The sequence below is a fragment of the Photobacterium lipolyticum genome (genome assembly GCF_003026475.1).
Taxonomy (GTDB): domain Bacteria; phylum Pseudomonadota; class Gammaproteobacteria; order Enterobacterales; family Vibrionaceae; genus Photobacterium; species Photobacterium lipolyticum.
Map to the genome: position 1 here is coordinate 191,603 of NZ_PYMC01000003.1, position 18,302 is coordinate 209,904.

Here is an 18,302-nt window from a genome sequence, read left to right on the forward strand (position 1 = left end):
GCGGGCGTTACCCTTATCTCTGTTAATGTGAACGTCAGGATTCAGACTAAATACTCTAACGCATTTCTGTCCCAACCTGAGTTTGACCCCCTTTACATTTTGTATGTACAAAGCCTTACTTTGGCAGGAGCCTTTCTTGTTTTGAGAGGTTAGAAACACAAATGTCAGAGCCTCATTAGGGGGTCTACCCTGTAAAACGCTGTGGGTTATCCGGTCGGTGCCGTATCCAGCCCGGCCTGCTCGGCGTCACCGATGATCTGGCTCAGGCGTTCAGTCACTAGGTCGATCACCTGGCTGCTGGCCAACTGGCTACCGTCTGTATTACGTAACTGCCGGCGCAATTGGTTCAGGTCGTGTTTTAGCTCTTCGGTGGCCTGCAGGCGGCGGATAGCCTGGTTAACAGGGTTCCAGACGCCTTCCATGTCGTAGGCCAGGTCGATGTAGTGCCACAGTGTATCGATGCTTTTATGGCCGGTTTTCTCACGTACTTTTTCTAGAACCATACGGTAGTCGTGCTTATTCATCTCGGTTTTACCTTTATTCAACTCCTTGAGGTGCAGTATTACCAGGTCGGTAATAAACCTGTGGCGGAACATGGAGAAGCACGCTTGATGTTTACGGTAACCGGCGCGGTTGCATAAATTCTCAAAGTCCTTGTCCAGTCCTGACTTGGCGAGCGCAGCGCCGAGGTTGCCTGGCTCTGTGCTGAGAAACAGACTGTCTGATTCCGCAAGTTCAGGGTTGCGTGCCTCGCAGTACTGCAGCCATCTCTGATGCGCTTTAAGGTACAACCGCACGCGAGTGGCGATCTTTGGTGTGATTGGGAAGCGACGTAGCGGCGGGTTGAGTTGACGACGCTTGAGCGTAGGCAGGATCAGCACTGGTTGACTCTCACCGATGCTGCGCCGGTTAGCTTTGAGTGACATCTGGGCCATTTCTTCCGGACGGAGGCCGGTTTTGCGCATCATCAGCAGCATAAAGTCGCGCCGGGCCGTGATGTAGTCCCGGTAAGCGTCAAACAGGGCTTCATCTTTGCCAAAGCGACGCCGTGCAGGCTCCGGATAGGCATCCGGCTCGTACAGATCCTCTATCACCATCTCGATATCTTCGATCATGATGGTGCCCATCGGTAGTTTGGGGTCGGTGCTGACGCTTTGCGGCAGGTAACGATGGTGCCAGTAATCGCGATTATTGTGCGGATTCTTCTTGCGGGTGACGCCGATGGCCGCCCCTTCGCCGCTGGAGCCTATCAGGCGTCCAGGCTTGAGATACAGGTTGTCCTGGTACCAGACGAGGAAGCTGAGAATGGTCTGCATGATGGCGCGCACTGTATTGTTGTTGCGCAGGCGCTGACTGGGATCGTCCATGTAGACATCGGTGCATAATTTCTCGATCAGACGGCCGATGTCATTGTCGGTCAGGTCACCAAAACCACAGGGCTGTCGGGTGGCGCGTCCATGGGCACAGTAGCGAACTAGCTCAGACAACTTGGATGCTGTGGTGAGTACACTGTCACCGGTCCAGTTGTAGCCGTTGTACAGCAGGTACATATTGACGGGCAGGCAGGGCTTGCCGCTGGGCCAGCGTACAAAGGAGGCGACCGGTAGATACTGTTGCTCAATGCGGTAGGTCGCTTCACTGCCGCTGCGAAAGTATTGGATACTCTCCGGCAGGGTGACTTCAGTCAGTTTTCTGTATAGCTGTTGCTGGGGCGGGCGTTTCATCGTGGCAGTACCTCTACGTTGTCATCGTCATCGCGCTGGGTACCGGCTTCACTGAACAGGTCACCGTACAGCGCGTCGTGATCATTGAGCAGGTTAAACAGTAACTGGCGCGTGCGCGGTTCGATCTGCTCGTCGCGGGCGTAGCCACGCACCTGCTGAAACAAGTGCAGGTAGGCTTTGCTCAGTCGCAGCGCGTGTAGTTCGGTCTCATCCAGTTTGTCATTGTTTTCCTGTTTGCGTTTTTGACTGCGCTGGGCGCGGGCGGCCTTGGTGCGATAGCCGGTCTCTTTGAGTGCAACTGCCATTACCTGTTTGCGCAGCCAGTCTAGGTAGTACTTTCCGCCCTGACCGGCGGTTTTACATTCGGGTACGATATTGTCTGCCAGCACCAGGTCGGCGTATTTGTACATGGAATTGCGCGACAGTGGGGTGATCCCATACTGGGTAATATCCAGTGCGGCCAGGGTGGACTGGGACGCGCAGGCATCCAACAGATCGGTCGGTGCCAGTTTAGGGTTACGCAGCGCGCGCTGTAATGCCTCGTAGCGGTTATAGACACTGGCCTTGCAGGCTTCGGCATTCGGCTTGCGTCGTGGTTTTTGCTCAGTCATTCAGTCTTCCTCCCGCCCTGGCGAATGGAAATGCACAGGCGTTTGTGTCCGTCGTCAGTGGTGATGCTGTACGGCGCTAGGTGGTAATCGTGTTCGAAAAGATCCTCAACTAGGGCTTGCCACTCACGCTCAGGCACCATGTTAAGTGCCTTGACTTGGAACTGGCGCAGTACATGCTGGTATAGCTCTGCCAGCCCCTCGTCTTCACCGTCTACGGTGACCTGGGTAGTATCGTATTCAGCGAGGCGATCAATCGCGCACTCGGCTTCCAGCTGGCCAATCTTGCCGCCGGGAAACTCACGCTCAATATAGGCATACAGGTGCTCGACATCGGTGTGCCCGGCAATCCAGCGCGCCGCGTCCAGTACGTCGTAGCGACCGCTCCAGAACAGCAGGAGCAGGAACCATTTGCGCATCTGGTGAATGCGCAGGTACCAGCGTCGTCCGTGCTCGTCTGGCGGCAAGCCAACGTAGTCGCAGAACTTGTCTAGGTAGCTGTTGAGTGAACCTGGGTTTACCTCCTTACCGGTGCCCCATTTGGTGGGGTTTGGAAGGTAGAACAGCTTGTTGCGCAAGTGGTTATCGTCTTCGCCGAACAGTTTTGTCAGGCCACGGTTAAGCTTGCGCACTTGCTGGATAGCGCGGGCGGTGATCACCGGGATAGGTTTGCCGCCGGTACGGGCGCGGCGCTCGCCTCTGGTTCGCTTGGCCAGATCCGAGTCGAGCCAATAGTGGCCGCCGTACGTACGGAGCAGGCAGCTCCGTGGCAGGTTGGCGACCTCGCAGTCACGTGATGGCTTCATCAGTGCGATCACCACGGTGACGGCGCCGATATAGATCTCCAGTGCCTGATGCAGCGTAGGCTGGCTGCGCAGGCGGTCGAAATCACGGCCTGTTTTCGGTGTGCTTAGCTGAGTAAAGACAAATCCGGCCTCTTTCAGTGTCTGTGGCAGCGGGGTTTGGCACAACACCTTTGGCAGGTCAAAATCCATCACCTTGTTCCAGGGGGTCTGCGCAGCGGAGGTATCGGCTTTGGCAGACAACTGGCTCATGATCGCCAGGTAGTAATCAACCAGGGCATCGCCGTACAGCACCACCCAGCGCAGAGCGTGGTTGAGGTACTGTAACCCGGTATCAATCGGAATAAACGGCGTGTGGCCATCCATTGCGGCCAGTTTAACGGCAGATGAAACTGCTGCAGGCAAATTGAGCGTCGCTGGTGACGGTAAATGCTCGGGCTGATGGCGATAGAGCATCAGCACCAGGCGTAGCATTTTGCTGGCATGTTCAACTGAACTCTTGCAGCCTGTGGTGTGAAGTGCCTCCTGCCGCATGGGGGTGCTTTGGTTGGGATATTCCGTACGTTGTCTGCCTCGAATCAGCAGCGTCGGGTGGGCCAGGTTGGGCTCAAACTGGCGCAGCACGGCGTTAAGGCGCTGGTTTTTCGTTAGCGATTTAACTGACACTGAGGTCAGCCTACCAAGCAACACGCGGGATACCAGGCCAGTGTGTTCAACAGACTTTCCCGAGTATGAATAACCCTGGTTAGCTTCGAGCCAGTCGATGACCGCCTGGCAGGTATCCTGTGGCCAGTTGCCAGGCTCGGCCATCAGTTTCGCCGGACAAGGCTCCCGGAACACTGCCTGATATAGGCCACTCAGGCAGCGCTCGACTAATCCGTGTGCTTCGCACCAATCACCACGGGCGATAGCGCGCAGTAGGCGTTCCAGCCCGGCTCGGTCGAGCAGGCTGAGGCTGTAGGTCTCGGGGTGGTAACGCGAGTGCTCAAGTACCAGCCACTGGCATAGGCAGAGCAACTGTTGATTAAATCGCTGCCAGCTAGCTATGCTGGGTGGATTGCCACCGACATAACCTTGGCGATAGAGGAAACTCAACCGGCGGCAGGTTTCCAGCAGCGTGGCGTAGCAGGTGTCCGTCAGGTGGCTGTTGTCTGGCAGCAGTAAAGCCCAGTCGACGTTGACGGTACCAACCCATTGATCGTCTTTCTGGCGAGTTTTGCTGCCATCGGTTGTTTGCCATTGGGGCGCCGTCCAGTCACTAAGCAGCCAGGGAGCTTGCCAGTGGCCGTCGTAGGGTTTGACGCGCTGCCGGGTCCAGGTCAGGTGTTGTAGCTGCAATTCGCTTGGCTGGTCTGTGGCAAGGCGCAGGCTACCTAGTAGTTGCTTGAAGTCGAATACCTCGGCGCTCATGCGGTATGCTCTGTGTTGGTTGGTTGCAATGACAGGTGGGTTAGACGACTAACCAGTTCCGGCACCTTGCTCTCGGCCTGGCCGTAGGCACGCTGCAGCTTCTTCACGTTCAGTGACTCACGCAATGCCTTACCGATGTCGTCGTTTTGCGCTGCCGCCTGCAGCATGCCGCCGAGGTCAATAAAGTGTTTGGGCGTTAGGCCGGTTAGGTGGTCTGGCTGGCTCTGGAGCGCCGGTGTAAGGTGCTGCTGCGCCCACTGACGGTAGGCGAGCAACAGGGCCAGACTGTTTGGTGACAGACGCAGGTGCAACAGGTCGTCTGGCGTTGGAGCTGCCTGCCCAGTGGCTGGTTGTCCCGCATGGTCAATGTGATATCGCTCAGAGTAGAGTTGCTGCAGCTTGTCGGCAATCGGTGAGCGCCCAGCGGGCAGTTCATAGACCAGTTGAGCCAGGAAGCGGTGTAACTCGGCCAGGTTTGGCATATCGACAACTTCAAGCAAGTAGTCCTCTCCGGCTGCCGCCAGGACCAGCAGGGTATTCTGGAAACGACGGATAATACGCTCGTTCCACGCTTGGAGCAGGCTTTCGGGAATATAGTGCTCGATGGCGACGCGGTAACTGTTGCCGAGGCGCTTTTGCACGGCGCGTACCGAGCCTTTATCGAACCAGGCCAGTACCCCCTGGGTGTGGCGTATCTTGCTGAAATCCAGCGTTCCGGCACCGAGCCCGGCATTAGCCAGCACCGGGTAACAGCGGGCTAGGCTGAATTTATAACTACCTGCTGCGGTAACGTATAGCCGCTTAGGAGGGAGATATGAGGGGTGGCCGAGGCCATTGACATTTTTCCGTACTTGGGTCACTCCCAACAGCAGGTATCGCCAGTGTGGGTGTCCGGCGCGTTTTAGCAGCGCGCGCACCGGTGCGGTGGCACGTTGCAGGTGGCGTAGTACTCGGGCTGCGCGCGGTGTCAGTGCAGCGTATTTACGGCTACCGGCGCGAGGTTTATCGACGCTGAAAATCTGCTGCCCCTCGTCGCTCAACAGCATATAGCTTTTGCCCCGGACGTTGAGTAACTGTGCCCCGGCCAGCGCTTCGGGCGTCAGGTTGGCGTGCTCGCGTATCAGCAGCGCCATGGCGACTACCATATCGGTGTTGCTAAGAAGGCCAAGAAAGCGATGGTACAACTGCTCGAGCGATAGGAACTCGGCCTGCTGCGGTGGCAGGGTGCTGGCACTAAGCAGTGAGGCAATAGGTGTAGATTCAGAAGCTGCTAGAAACTTATTTCTGGTTGCTGGGTGCTGACGTAACGTCTTGGGCCGCAGGCATTCAGGGTCGTTGTTATGCTCCAATTGCTGCTGCATCATGCGCAGCCCCCACAGATGGCCCTCCGGGTGGCTTGGAGAGGCAAGCACCTTACTGAGTTGTTTCTGGTATTGACCTCTGTTTTTGTCAACTACTGTTAAGGTGACAGTATCCTGCCAGATGGAGTTCTGTTCGCGTAGACACCAGTCGTCAGCGGTGATTTGCTGTAGCATCTGTTGGCCACGGCGGTAATCTCGCACCAGTCGCAGCCAGTAGTCATCTAGTACATCAGCCAGTACCTGGTCGCGGTGGCGCAGGCTGGTTTCAACCTGATCCAGATACTCGGCGTCGGTGTGCCAGAAAATCGGCCCGGCTAGGGTTTTGTCGAGTGGTTCCCTGACTTTTTCTATAGGCTCGTCGTCGCGGGTTGGCTTGGCCGGTTGTTCGCCTAGCAGTCTGGGATTCTGTGGCGAGCCGTGGCTGCCTTGCTCTTCGGGTAGGCGAAAGTCTGGCAGCATCACGCCAAGGGGGAGCAGACCGTCTTCCTGTAGAAACTCCAGCCATGGGCGCACACACATTCGTCCGGCGCCACATAGCGTTTTCAGGGTGGCTTTAGTGCCCGGGCGACTGATGTACCACAGGCCAAACTGCAGTACCAGCCGCTGCCAGTCCTCAAATGTATCAGGCAGGCGGCAGACTCCATCTTGGTGCAGAGCTATATCCCAGTGCAGATAATGGCCAAAAGGACGGAGGATGTCTCGCACATAGCTAATTTGTGTTTTGTATGCCTTGGCGACTGCGCGTTGGCTGGTTGCGTTAAGTAACCTGTTGCGGTCTTCAGCGTATAATATGAGCAGTGGGGAGATGTCTGAGCGCTCTGGCTCAGTTCTGCGCGGATTGGTGATCAGCGCGGTGAGGGTGTTCCCCTGCTGTACGAAGTGCATTGGCGTACTCCTACCTGTTTTTCTATACAGTATGGTTGGTAGGAGCTAAGTGTTCATAAAGATTTGTTCATATTTTGGCCGCAACATGTGCAAAATACCTTGCAGGTATTAGTTTTCCACTCACTCACTTACCTTGAACAAAGATTGTAGCTCAACAAAACTCTCACGGATGTGGCGGAAAGCCACCAATATAATCGTCGGCGTTGTCAGACTTGAGCTCATCAATCATCAGAAATGGTGAAAATAGCGTGTTGTCAAAACCGTGAACACGCTGAATTTTGACGCCATCACCATCTGAAGATGGGTGAGACTGAATGATTTGTTGGATACGCCTAATCGCCATGATGACCTCCTAAAGTCTAACTCAGGGTTTGATTCTGAGGGAATAAGATCAGTGTAGAGTGAGTAGGGGCAGGTTAACAGACCGCTGAGATGAACAGCTTATTAGAAAAATTTGACTAAGTGGAGTTGTCGGTCTGGGATCGTAGATGACGGGGGACTGGCGAATGGCTCCTATAAATAGTGTTGTATACGTTGCCAGGCTTCACACACAGTGCGAAATTTTTCGGCATTGCCATTTGGCCGATCAGGGTGCCATCTTAAAGCCATTTTTCGCCACTGACGGCGGATCTCTTCTGGTTTTGCATGTTTGGTCAGTTCTAAGATTGCGAGATCCTGATGATGCGCCCCTATAGTCGATTGTGCACGCGTATCAAAATATCGCTTACCAGAATAGCTATACTCTTTTTCAGAGCCAATATATTGTTGATAGCGTTTCCAGAAAGAGGATAACAAGCCTTCAATGGTAGCCAGATCGGCATTGTAGTTACGCCAATCTAAGTAATACTCACGTAAAGGATCATTGAGGTCGAGGTGGTGGTTCTCAGAAGGATGGTTGTTTGACAGCTGAATATCCATAGCCCGGGCCTGTAGCCATTGGTCAGGTAGCAACATTTCCTGCAATTGGTATAACGCATTCATGAGTAAGAAATTACGTTTAAACAGATCTTTATCCGGATCGTCATCTAATGTCTTGAGTATGCCTTGGTGTTTCAGCTCTTCTGAGAGGGTATGAATCATCCAACCGGTGGGTTTGACTTTCAGAATACTGATCATGGGCCAAATCAGAGGGTTATCGTATTGGGAATGGCGGTCAATATGCATGGGCTGGCGCTGTTCAATTCAGGCTGAGTAATTGATTTACTTTAGCAAACTGAGCAATAAAGTGTAAGTAATACCAACCGGTATAATGTTAGGGATGCTGGGAAGAAAAAGCCATCCGAAGATGGCCTTAATTTATTTATGAGTTGACTTTATTGCACGAGGGAGTAGAAGATTGCCGAAATAGAAATCAGGCCAATTACCGCAACAAATACGTTGCTTACTGCACCTGAGTACTGGCGCATCGAAGGTACTTTCTTAATCGCATACATTGGCATTATGAACAGCAGCATCGCGATGATTGGGCCACCTAGGCTTTCAATCATACCTAGGATGTTTGGGTTGATAGTAGCAACAGCCCAAGTAGTAACTAGCATGAATAGCGCAGTATATGTGTTAAGCGCTTTAGGACCAACTTCCTTACCACGGCTACGTGCCATTTTAACAACCAGACCGTTTAGACCTTCGCTTGCGCCTAGGTAGTGGCCAAGAAAAGACTTGGTGATTGCGATAATAGCAACAACAGGTGCCGCGTAAGCGATTATTGGTGTATCAAAGTGGTTTGCTAGGTAAGTCAGAATAGATACGTTTTGTGCTTTTGCTTCAGCAAGGTTTGCCGGAGACAGGCTCAGTACGCAGCTGAATACAAAGAACATAACGGTAGCAACCATCATAATGTGGCTACGCGCTAGAATGCGTGAACATTGCTTCTCAGCATTTGCACCGTACTCTTTCTGTTTAGCAACAGCGAAAGATGAGATCACCGGAGAGTGGTTAAACGAGAAAACCATTACCGGAAGGATCAGCCATACCGCCATCATGATGGTAGTCACCCCACCTTCAGTTGGCATTACTTGGTCAAAAATCGCGCCGTTCCAGTAAGGAACAAGGTACATTGCCAGCATCAGCAGTACTGCCACAAATGGGAATACCAAAACACTCATAGCTTTAATGATTAGTTGTTCGCCAAGACGAACGATAGCCATTAGGGCAAGAATCAGAACCAGTGCCAAGATTGCACGTGCTGGTGGCTCAATACCTAATTGGTGCTGCATGAAGCTTTCAACAGTATTGGTTAGAGCAACACTGTAAACCAGCAGGATCGGGTAGATAGCAAAGAAGTACAGTAGGGTGATCACTTTACCCATACCGGCACCAAAGTGTTCTTCAACTACTTCAGTAATGTCAGCGCCCGGATTTGAGCTTGATAATACAAAACGCGTCATACCGCGGTGAGCAAAGAATGTCATTGGTAGAGCAAGAATTGCCATGACCAATAGTGGAATAAGACCACCCACACCGGCGTTAATAGGTAGGAACAAGGTGCCTGCACCTACAGCTGTACCGTATAGGCCTAGTGCCCAAACGGTATCGTTTTTGCTCCAACCTACTTTGGTTGCGCTATTTAATGATGAATTAACTGTATTGTTTTTCACAGTGTCCATTATGGACATCTCCTTTAATAGGTATATTGTTATAGCCTTCAAAGGGTTCTAGTTGCATATCTTCCGTGCCTCGCCAGATGACGAAGGAATATAAACAGATCGCAGTATATGCTCATAGTCAGAGCCTTATACTTGAGTTCAGGAGAACAAAGAAAAGAAGCTGAATGTTAGGTTGAATAACAGTGGAGATAGGTTCTCAGTTCTGGTTATTCAAGTGACGGTTCCTCGGTCTTTTGTGCGTATCCATGCTGGCATTAAGCTGCTGATGTAATGTCTGCTTTATATCGCTAATTAAATAAAACCTTGTAAATACTAATGGAACCCCAGATGACGGCGGAATTATAGGGGATTCATCGTGGTACAACTATCTATTTCACCCTGTATAGGGATTGTTTGGACGAATAATATTCATTTTTATAACGACCAAAAAAGAACGGTTACATAAGGTTATGTGTAAAGATTACCAATTGTGAATATCTGGTTGGAAAAAATACGAGCCGGATATGGGTTGAGGTGCTGGTATGTAATATATCGATAATAACTTGATATTATCATTCAGTGGTTAGGGCTGTAACATCCTTCATGTGAGGTATGCCGAGTTTTATATTGGATAAGCAGTTAGTGTGTTATTGGGTTTAGATATTGGAAAAAAGGAAGGCATCATGCCTTCTCTTTATACTGTTGCGCTGAATGAATATCGCTGCGGCAGATTAGTCGCGGAAATTGTCAAACTGGAACGGCTGGCCCAGATCCGCTTCACGGACAAGTGCCATCGCAGCTTGCAGATCATCACGTTTTTTACCCGTTACGCGTATTTTGTCGCCTTGAATAGCGGCTTGAACTTTAAGTTTCGCATCTTTAATTGCTTTAACGAGCTTTTTCGCTGTTGCGGTTTCAACACCTTGCTTAAATTCGACATTACAGGAAAATGATTTACCAGTTCGAACGGTGTCTTTTTGTTCCATTGATTGCGCATCAACGAAACGTTTAGCAAGATTACTGCGCAGGATTGCTACGAGCTGAGTAAGCTGAAAATCAGATTCTGTAGTGATTTTTACTACTTCTTTTTCTAGCTTGAAGCTTGCATCAACACCACGGAAATCAAAACGAGTTTCAAGTTCGCGATTTGCGTTGTCTACGGCATTTCTGATTTCAACGAAATCAACTTCAGAAATAATATCAAAAGATGGCATGTCATCAACCTTAGTTGTTAATCTATTGGTTAGCTTTTTGCTTACAATATTTTAGCAAAAATAATAGATACATCGCTGCATGCGTTGTATCTAAAAATAGCAATCTTACTTACGGCTTTTAATGGCGTCAGCAAGCATGTCTAGCATGGTTACGGTATCATCCCAGTTTACACAAGGGTCGGTAATGGATTGGCCGTAAACGAGTTCTTTTTCTTTGTCTGCAATCACTGGCTGATTGCCTTCTTCAATAAAGCTCTCTGCCATTATACCGGCAATGTAATTGCTGCCACTTTTGATTTGCGCACAAATATCAGCGGCAACATCCAACTGGCGCTTGTGTTGTTTCTGGCAGTTGCCATGACTGAAATCGACAACAAGACGCGTTGGCAGGTCAAAAGAGGCTAAGGTATCACATGCTGCAGAAACATCTTCCTGGTGGTAGTTTGGCATTTTACCGCCACGCAGGATCACATGGCCATAAGGGTTACCCGAAGTGCGATAAATTGTCATTTGACCATTTTTCGCCGGTGAGCAGAAGAGATGAGATTCACGCGTTGCTCGAATAGCATCGACGGCTATTTTGATATTGCCGTCAGTGCCATTTTTAAAACCAACCGGACAAGAAAGGGCAGAGGCCATTTCGCGGTGGATCTGTGATTCAGTCGTACGGGCACCAATGGCACCCCATGTGATCAAATCAGCCAGATACTGGCCGGTGATCATATCCAGAAATTCTGTCGCAGTCGCAAGGCCCAGCGCGTTGATATCAACCAATAGCTTACGGGCTTTCTGAAGGCCGGTAACTAGGTCAAGGCTGCCGTCTAAATGTGGGTCAGAGACGAGTCCTTTCCAGCCAACAACGGTGCGGGGCTTTTCAAAATAGGTACGCATTACAATACAAAGTTCATCTTTGTATTTGTCCTGGATGGCAACAAGTCGCTTCGCGTAATCCATTGCAGCATCAGTATCGTGTACAGAACAAGGACCAACAACAACCAGAAGACGAGAATCTTGCCCAGTCAGAATAGCCTCTACCTGACGACGAGACTGAGCGATGTGCTCAGCGATTTCATCAGTAATTGGAAAGGCTGCTTCTATTTCTGCAGGGGTTGGCATTAACCCTAGGCTAACGGTACGGAGTTCATCTGTTTTCATTGGCATAATACGTTTGCCTACCTTGGTATCTTCAAAATAACGACGCGTTAAGATAGCCCAAAAGTCCGCAGGAATAAACCAAACTTGTGATATGTCATAGGTTTTTGGCTGAATAGGAGGCTTTGTTAAAGATAGATGCTGCATTGATAGTCAATCATCAGTAACTGGCAGAAATCTAAGCGTAAAACAATCTTATCCAAACCATCTCAAGACATGAGATTGAGCAACTCACCTGAAAATTTAATGCGAACGTATATGAATCGCAATCTGTTTCAACTGGTAAGTATATTGTTAGAATCATAATGATGCCATGTGAAGGCGATTGGCTATCAGTTGTATTTTGTTGGCGCGGATTGAATATTTTTTCAATGGGGCTTTTTCTGCTTGCTTCAATAATACCGAACCAGTAATGTCAGGGTAAAGGGTAGTTAACAAGTGCTTATGCTAATTGATCTATACTGTATTCACATCAGTTTCCAAAGTGTTTTTTAGTGTAAGGTTGTGTATTAATGCATTTTATGTGATTTTATATGGTGCATTGAGCATCATGTAGTATGGCTTCCTTATTTTCCGGTGTTAAGCATACACTTGATGGTTCTTAACACTTACGCACATTTTAGCATGGTTGTATTGGTGCCTTATGACAAGTAAAGCTCAGTCTGAACTTAGTTACTCAGAATTATTAGTAGATGCTTCTCTGTTAGAGAAAGAAGCCCCCGCGATTGGATTAGTTTCAATGGATGACTTAGGTCATGCCATTATTGGGGTACATCCTTATGCAATAGCCGACACGCATAAGCTCGATGAGCAGAAGCAACAAGAAGTGTTGAAGCGTGTCGGTGAATATGAAACACCTGCTGAATATTATGTGGCAGAACTAACAAAGGTGCTGGTTCTTGCAGCAAAAAAAATGCAGGGAAAACCGCTTAAAGTGAGGCTATCCGGAGCAGGTTCGCATACTCGTGAAGGGTTATTGGGTAGTGAACTTGAAGCAAAGGAAGTGAACCCGGTTATCGGGTTACGCGGTGTATCTCGCTTCGCGGAGAAAGCACATCGAGTTAGCTTTGAACTTGAATGTGAAGTGATCAAGCGTGCCCGAAATGCAGAAGGTATGACAAATATTGAATTGGTGATTCCTTTTGTGCGAACGTTTAGTGAATCAGCAACCGTCATTGACCTGCTGGCTGAGCAAGGATTGTGCAGAGGGGCTCAAGGCTTAAAAGTACATATGATGTGCGAGCTGCCAGGAAATGCGGTGCTGGCTGAAAAATTTCTACAGTATTTCGACGGTATGGTGATTGATATTGATCAGATTGGGCAGTTTGCTTTAGGGTTAGATCAGCATCATGGGTCTTTGAATTATCTTCACGATGATCAAAATGAAGCGGTCTTATTATTGGTGTTTCAAGCCTTGAAAGCGGCTGAAACGACAGGTAAACCTTGCGACGTTGTCAGCCATTTTATACGCCAGTCCCCTAAATTACAGAAGTGGTTGCTTGAACAGGGGATCGATACGGTGATTAGCCAGTAGGTTGAAATTATAGTCGCGTAGGGTACATTAAGAACACAGCAAAACTTCAATGCCAGCCAGGAAACTGAGTGGCATTTTTTTATCCCTGCCAACTATGATGAACAACTTATCGCCAGTTCTTTGCTCCAGTATGGCGGTTTAGCAGCGAATTCATTGAATTCGGGATGTTCGTCAAAAGGGGTGCCCAGTACCTGTAACAGCTGCTCTATCATTAAGAAATCGCCATCTTGTGCTTTGTCGATTGCTTGTTGCGCCAGGTAGTTGCGTAAGATGAATTTCGGGTTGTGTTTTTTCATCCGCAATAATCGTTGTTCATCGTCTTGCTTTTGAACGGTAGTAAAAGGTTTTATTTCGAAACCAAGGCGCGTGGCATAAGCTGTTAGCCAGATGTTGAGTGAACGGGGGCAGTCAAACAGATCGCCAAAACGATCGGTACTTGTAGATAATTCATGTAATGGGATGTCAGATAAAATTCTAAAAAAAAGTGTGTAATCGACAGCTTGTGATTTTAAGAGGTCAAAAAGACTTGAAAATAAGACTGTATCTTCCTCTCGCTTTTCGATTAACCCTAGTTTACGGCGCATAGTGACGCTGTATTGTTGCTGTAGTTGTACCTGATAGCCTTGCAGTGATTGTTCAATCGCATCTTTCTCGACTAACGGGCTCAGCGCATAACCTAATGCCGAAAGGTTCCACAAGGCAATTGAGGGCTGCTGATTAAACGCATAGCGGCCGCTGTAATCTGAGTGGTTGCAGATAAAGCCCGGGTCGTAGTTATCAAGAAAAGCATACGGCCCATAATCAAATGTCAGGCCCAGTACTGACATATTATCGGTATTCATAACCCCGTGGGCAAAGCCGGCGGCTTGCCAGTTGGCGATCATGGTCGCCGTCAGATCGACGATACGCTGAAACATTGCAGCGTAAATTTTCTTATGGGCTACTTCTGTTTCATGCTCGTCCGTTTTGCCGTGGATAAGCAATTCCTGCTGAACGTACAAATCGTCAAAATGCTGTTTGATCAAATAATCGGCGAGAAGTTTCAGTTCAGCATGCTGGCCGGTGTAAAACAGGTACTCGAAGTGGCCGAAGCGGAGATGGCTTTCAGCAACACGGATCAGCGTTGCACCACGCTCCACCTTCTCGCGATACACCGGGGTTGTGCTGCCTAAAATGGCGAGTGCATGGGTGGTTTTAATGCCTAATCCCTGCATGGCGGCACAGGCCAAGTATTCCCGGATGCTTGAACGCAACACGGCACGCCCGTCGCCTTGACGAGAATAGGGGGTCATGCCTGAACCTTTTAAGTGAATATCCCATTTTTTCCCTGTAGAGGTGAGCACTTCACCCATAAGCAAACCGCGTCCGTCGCCGAGGTCCGGATTGTATTGGCCAAACTGATGGCCTGTGTATTTCATCGCCAACGGTGAAAAACCTGAAAATGCACTGTTGCCAGTAAACACATTGATAAAACATGGCGTGTTTGCTTGCCGCGGATCCAATTCTAGCAACTCACACACATGGGGATTCACACTCACCAGAAATGGATTGTCTAGCGGTTGCGGTGTGACTAAGCAACCAAAGGCTTTGGGAAGCTCACTGTAAGTGTTGTGAAAAACTAATTCAGATAACGTTCGCATCGGTCCCAGCCTCGTACGTTAGTCCGTCGTGATCATTTCGATATCAACGATTTTAGAACGGTTCATAATGATCTTCCAACGTTGAATGCGAACGGTATTATCTTCATCGGTTTCTTTGGTGATAAGGTTGATCAAATGGCGCTTTTCAACCGATTCTTTAGTGACCTGGCCTTCTTTTAATTGGTAGATCCGTTGCGATCCTTTTTCCATCAAGCTTGAGAGAATACGAAGGTCAAGCATAATGGATTCTCGGGTTTGTTCATAACCACTCAAAAACTTCGTCGGCGACATGCGTGTGGTGCTCTTGTAATGGAGCACGGTTTCTTCGCGTTGTGATACTTTGTGTTTTCGAACGGCTTTAATCTCGGGGTTTAGTTCATTATAACTACTGTATTCCAGCCACTCTAACTGGCGGCCAATCAGACGTCCGTTATTGGTATCGAAAAATTGTTTTCGCCACTTCGGCTTGCCTTTTCGCACCCAGCGCCACAACATTTTTTTCAGATCGTCTTTAAATACTTCACGCGCAGCATAAATGACAGAGATCACCAGAATAAAAGAGGCGGTAATATCACCGAGAACACCACGGGCTTTTATCAGCATCATAGTGACGAATATCATCACAATCCCGGTAGCAACGGCGGTAACCACTTTTTTGGTGTTGTTTCCTAATTCGGTGGTTGTTTCTTTCATTGTGACCGGGTATTCAATCAAGCGCCGCAGAAGCCGCATTTTATTTGACATTCGGGTTTGATCTTGCATTGCTTTGCTTGAATTGTAGCTATGCTTGCTGCGATGTTCAGCCTCGCTCTCACAGGTATCAAGCAGCAGGCTTTTTATGTCGGCATAACTATTTCCACGAGGTAGATGGGCCACCAATGATAAACAACGCTGCTCTGTGAACCATGACAGATAGTTATCGATATTCTCGTAATATTTGAGGAGCTTTTCATCAGTAGGTACGTTGCGCCGTAACCTTTTCAGAATCCGAACGGCAAGTTGAACAACCTCTTCAACTTCCTCCAGAGTGCGTTCCTGTTTATCTTCCAGCAGCTGATGTGTTGTTTTTTCTAATGCCAGCGCATACTGATAGGCATACAGACTTAAACTTAAACGGTATTGCTCGATTGAGAGCTTTCCTCGGCTGGCCAGACGACTGTGAACAAGCGGCAGGTGGTTGACGTCACTGTAATAGGTACGTTTACCGTGAATGGCGTTGTGGTAAAATTCATCTTCAGTGATGATCTTAGCGTTCAGGCCAAGTTCTCCGGGTATGAAAATGTACATATCAAGCTGTCGATTAGTGGTTTCCTGAATTACATGGGAAATTTTAACTTTGTGTCCATCTTTTTTTTCAACAGTGATCACTACGTTTTCATACCTTTGCTTGCGAGTGGGATATTTTATAATTCTAGATTATTTAGTCGGTTATTATCAGTTGAATTACGTAACTTTTATGCCAATAGAATGAAATTTAGCCAAATAACCGAAGATAGGTCAGGCACGTTGAACGAACATCACGTATAATGCGCGACCAAAGTTCGTATCGATACTCGGATGGCGTGATTCTCTTATATAGCAAGAGGTTCATGGCGACAAATAAGAGTATCATTTATATTTACTCAGAGAGTGCCGGATTCATGATTAAAATTGGACAATACAACACATTAGAAGTCGTCAAGTTAGTTGATTTCGGCGTATTTCTTGATGGTGGTGAAGACTTCGGTAATATCCTATTGCCCAAAAACTCTGTTCCTGCCGGCACACAACTGGGTGATGAGCTGAAGGTATTCATCTACTTTGACTCAGAAGACGACATTATTGCGACAACGGAAGAGCCATTAGCTCAAGTTGGCGAGTTTGCGATGCTGCGTGTTGTCGGCGTAACCAATATTGGCGCCTTTGTTGACTGGGGATTGCGCAAAGATCTTCTTGTGCCGTTCAGCGAACAGCGTCGCCGCCTAGAAGAAGGCGAGAATGTGATGCTGCGTGTCTACACCGATAAAGCTTCTGGACGTATTGTCGGCTCGACTAAGTTCAACCGCTTTCTTGATCTGACGCCGGCTAATTATAAAGTGGGTCAGGAAGTGAAAGTCGTCATTGCTGAAGTTACCGATCTTGGTTACAAAGCCGTGATTGAAGGTGAACATTGGGGCCTGATCTTTAAAACAGAATCGTTCGGCAAGCTGTTCATCGGTAAGAAACTAAAAGCATATATTAAAGAAATTCGCCCAGACGGCAAGATTAGCTTATCTCTGCAGAAAGCGGGACGTGGAAAGGTTGATGATCTGGCTGATAAAATTTTGACGTCGCTGGAACGAAAAGGTGGCTTCATGCCACTGAGTGATAAATCTTCACCACAAGAGATCTTCGAGGCTTTCCGTACCAGTAAAGCGACCTTTAAGAAAACCATCGGTGGCTTGTACAAAAAAGGCCTGATTGTCATCGACCGCGATGGTATTCGCCTGAACGATAACTAAGAAACAGTCTAACCAGTTATTATCTGAAAGCCGGTGATATTCGCCGGCTTTTATTACCTTTTTGACACGGTGTATAAGCGACTAATCTGAACTCCCGCCTTCCGCTTTGTATTAAGTCTAAATCCCCCCAATACTGATTGATAATCAATAATTCATTATTGATTATCAGGTTGAGATTCATTGTTTTCAATGATTATAAAAACAAACAAATATAAATTATTGAAAAATATGAGTTAAATTTGTGGCATGGCTTTTGCTCTATATAAATAACCTTATTTTGAGGTGAACTTAATCCCACTTATAGAGAAAAAGGATATTAGCCATGCCAACTCCTGCTTATATGCGCATTGAAGGCGAAAAACAAGGTCTGATCACAGCGGGTACATTCACGGAAGATTCAGTTGGAAATATTTTCCAGGAAGGCCATGAAGATGAAGTGCTGGTCGAAGCGTTTGAGCATCAGGTTGTTTTACCTCGCGATCCACAATCAGGCCAGCCAACCGGTCAGCGTGTGCACAAGCCGGTGAAAATAACCAAAGTGTTTGATAAGTGTTCGCCACTTATCTATAACTCACTCACCTCTGGTGAGCGTCTGCCTAAGGTTGAAATCAAATGGTACCGCACATCAGCAACAGGTAGCCAAGAGCACTACTTTACCACCACACTGACAGATGCCATTGTGGTTGATGTTACCGCAAAAATGCCTAACTGCCAGGATCCTGGTCAGGCGCATTTCACTCACCTTGAAGATGTGCTCATGACTTACCGTAAAATCGATTGGACCCACGAAGTGTCGGGTACATCGGGTGGTGATGACTGGCGTACTGCAATGAAGGCGTAAGCCTGCGATCTTACTCGAAGGGGGTAACTTTCCCTCTTCATTTTCTTCTGTTTTCAGAACATAAA

The 18,302-nt window shown here is 48.4% G+C and carries 13 protein-coding genes and 1 pseudogene; 3 read left to right on the forward strand and 11 right to left on the reverse strand.

The features are described 5' to 3' along the window. Positions 1–206: 206 nt before the first annotated feature. The 9 genes and pseudogenes from C9I89_RS06100 to C9I89_RS06140 form a co-directional block, all read right to left on the reverse strand. Positions 207–1,724 (reverse strand): site-specific integrase, encoded by a 1,518-nt coding sequence (locus C9I89_RS06100; protein ID WP_107282462.1) that lies wholly within the window; start codon positions 1,722–1,724, stop codon positions 207–209. Then, positions 1,721–2,335: a hypothetical protein gene (locus tag C9I89_RS06105; protein ID WP_107282463.1), complete on the reverse strand. Its 615-nt coding sequence runs from the start codon at positions 2,333–2,335 to the stop codon at positions 1,721–1,723. The genes C9I89_RS06100 and C9I89_RS06105 overlap by 4 nt, the downstream gene beginning before the upstream one ends. Then, positions 2,332–4,545, reverse strand: a complete 2,214-nt coding sequence (locus C9I89_RS06110) for a hypothetical protein (protein ID WP_107282464.1) — start codon at positions 4,543–4,545, stop codon at positions 2,332–2,334. The genes C9I89_RS06105 and C9I89_RS06110 overlap by 4 nt, the downstream gene beginning before the upstream one ends. After that, positions 4,542–6,791 carry a hypothetical protein gene (locus C9I89_RS06115; RefSeq protein WP_107282465.1) on the reverse strand — a complete coding sequence of 750 codons (2,250 nt, stop codon included), beginning with the start codon at positions 6,789–6,791 and terminating at the stop codon, positions 4,542–4,544. Before C9I89_RS06115 ends, C9I89_RS06110 begins: the two co-directional genes overlap by 4 nt. A gap of 166 nt (positions 6,792–6,957) precedes the next feature. Then, a pseudogene (locus C9I89_RS06120) lies at positions 6,958–7,134 on the reverse strand (pirin family protein); the annotation flags it as partial. Positions 7,135–7,304: 170 nt separating this feature from the next. After that, positions 7,305–7,955, reverse strand: a complete 651-nt coding sequence (locus C9I89_RS06125; RefSeq protein WP_107282466.1) for a DNA-J related domain-containing protein — start codon at positions 7,953–7,955, stop codon at positions 7,305–7,307. A gap of 149 nt (positions 7,956–8,104) precedes the next feature. Beyond that, on the reverse strand, positions 8,105–9,397 hold the full coding sequence (locus C9I89_RS06130) for an HAAAP family serine/threonine permease (RefSeq protein WP_107282467.1): 1,293 nt from the start codon (positions 9,395–9,397) through the stop codon (positions 8,105–8,107). A gap of 710 nt (positions 9,398–10,107) precedes the next feature. Next, a complete protein-coding gene (locus C9I89_RS06135; RefSeq protein ID WP_107282468.1) occupies positions 10,108–10,590 on the reverse strand; it encodes a YajQ family cyclic di-GMP-binding protein in 483 nt (160 codons plus the stop codon). 105 nt (positions 10,591–10,695) lie between these two features. Beyond that, on the reverse strand, positions 10,696–11,751 hold the full coding sequence (locus C9I89_RS06140) for a 3-deoxy-7-phosphoheptulonate synthase (RefSeq protein WP_107282722.1): 1,056 nt from the start codon (positions 11,749–11,751) through the stop codon (positions 10,696–10,698). 634 nt (positions 11,752–12,385) lie between these two features. On the opposite strand from C9I89_RS06140, the gene C9I89_RS06145 reads away from it, so the two are divergent. Continuing rightward, entirely contained in the window at positions 12,386–13,276 is an 891-nt protein-coding gene (locus C9I89_RS06145) for a putative PEP-binding protein (RefSeq protein WP_107282469.1), read from the forward strand. A gap of 92 nt (positions 13,277–13,368) precedes the next feature. Here the strand turns inward: C9I89_RS06145 and C9I89_RS06150 are convergent, their stop codons facing one another. Both C9I89_RS06150 and C9I89_RS06155 read right to left on the reverse strand, forming a co-directional pair. Next, positions 13,369–14,916, reverse strand: a complete 1,548-nt coding sequence (locus C9I89_RS06150; RefSeq protein WP_107282470.1) for a protein adenylyltransferase SelO — start codon at positions 14,914–14,916, stop codon at positions 13,369–13,371. Between the two features lie 18 nt (positions 14,917–14,934). After that, the gene (locus tag C9I89_RS06155; RefSeq protein WP_107282471.1) at positions 14,935–16,284 is read right to left on the reverse strand and encodes a hypothetical protein; all 1,350 of its coding nucleotides are present in this window, start codon (positions 16,282–16,284) and stop codon (positions 14,935–14,937) included. 272 nt (positions 16,285–16,556) lie between these two features. On the opposite strand from C9I89_RS06155, the gene C9I89_RS06160 reads away from it, so the two are divergent. Continuing rightward, complete coding sequence (locus C9I89_RS06160; RefSeq protein WP_107282723.1) at positions 16,557–17,396, forward strand: CvfB family protein; 840 nt, start codon at positions 16,557–16,559, stop codon at positions 17,394–17,396. A 322-nt stretch (positions 17,397–17,718) separates the two neighbouring features. Then, on the forward strand, positions 17,719–18,237 hold the full coding sequence (locus C9I89_RS06165; protein WP_107282472.1) for an Hcp family type VI secretion system effector: 519 nt from the start codon (positions 17,719–17,721) through the stop codon (positions 18,235–18,237). Positions 18,238–18,302: the final 65 nt, after the last annotated feature.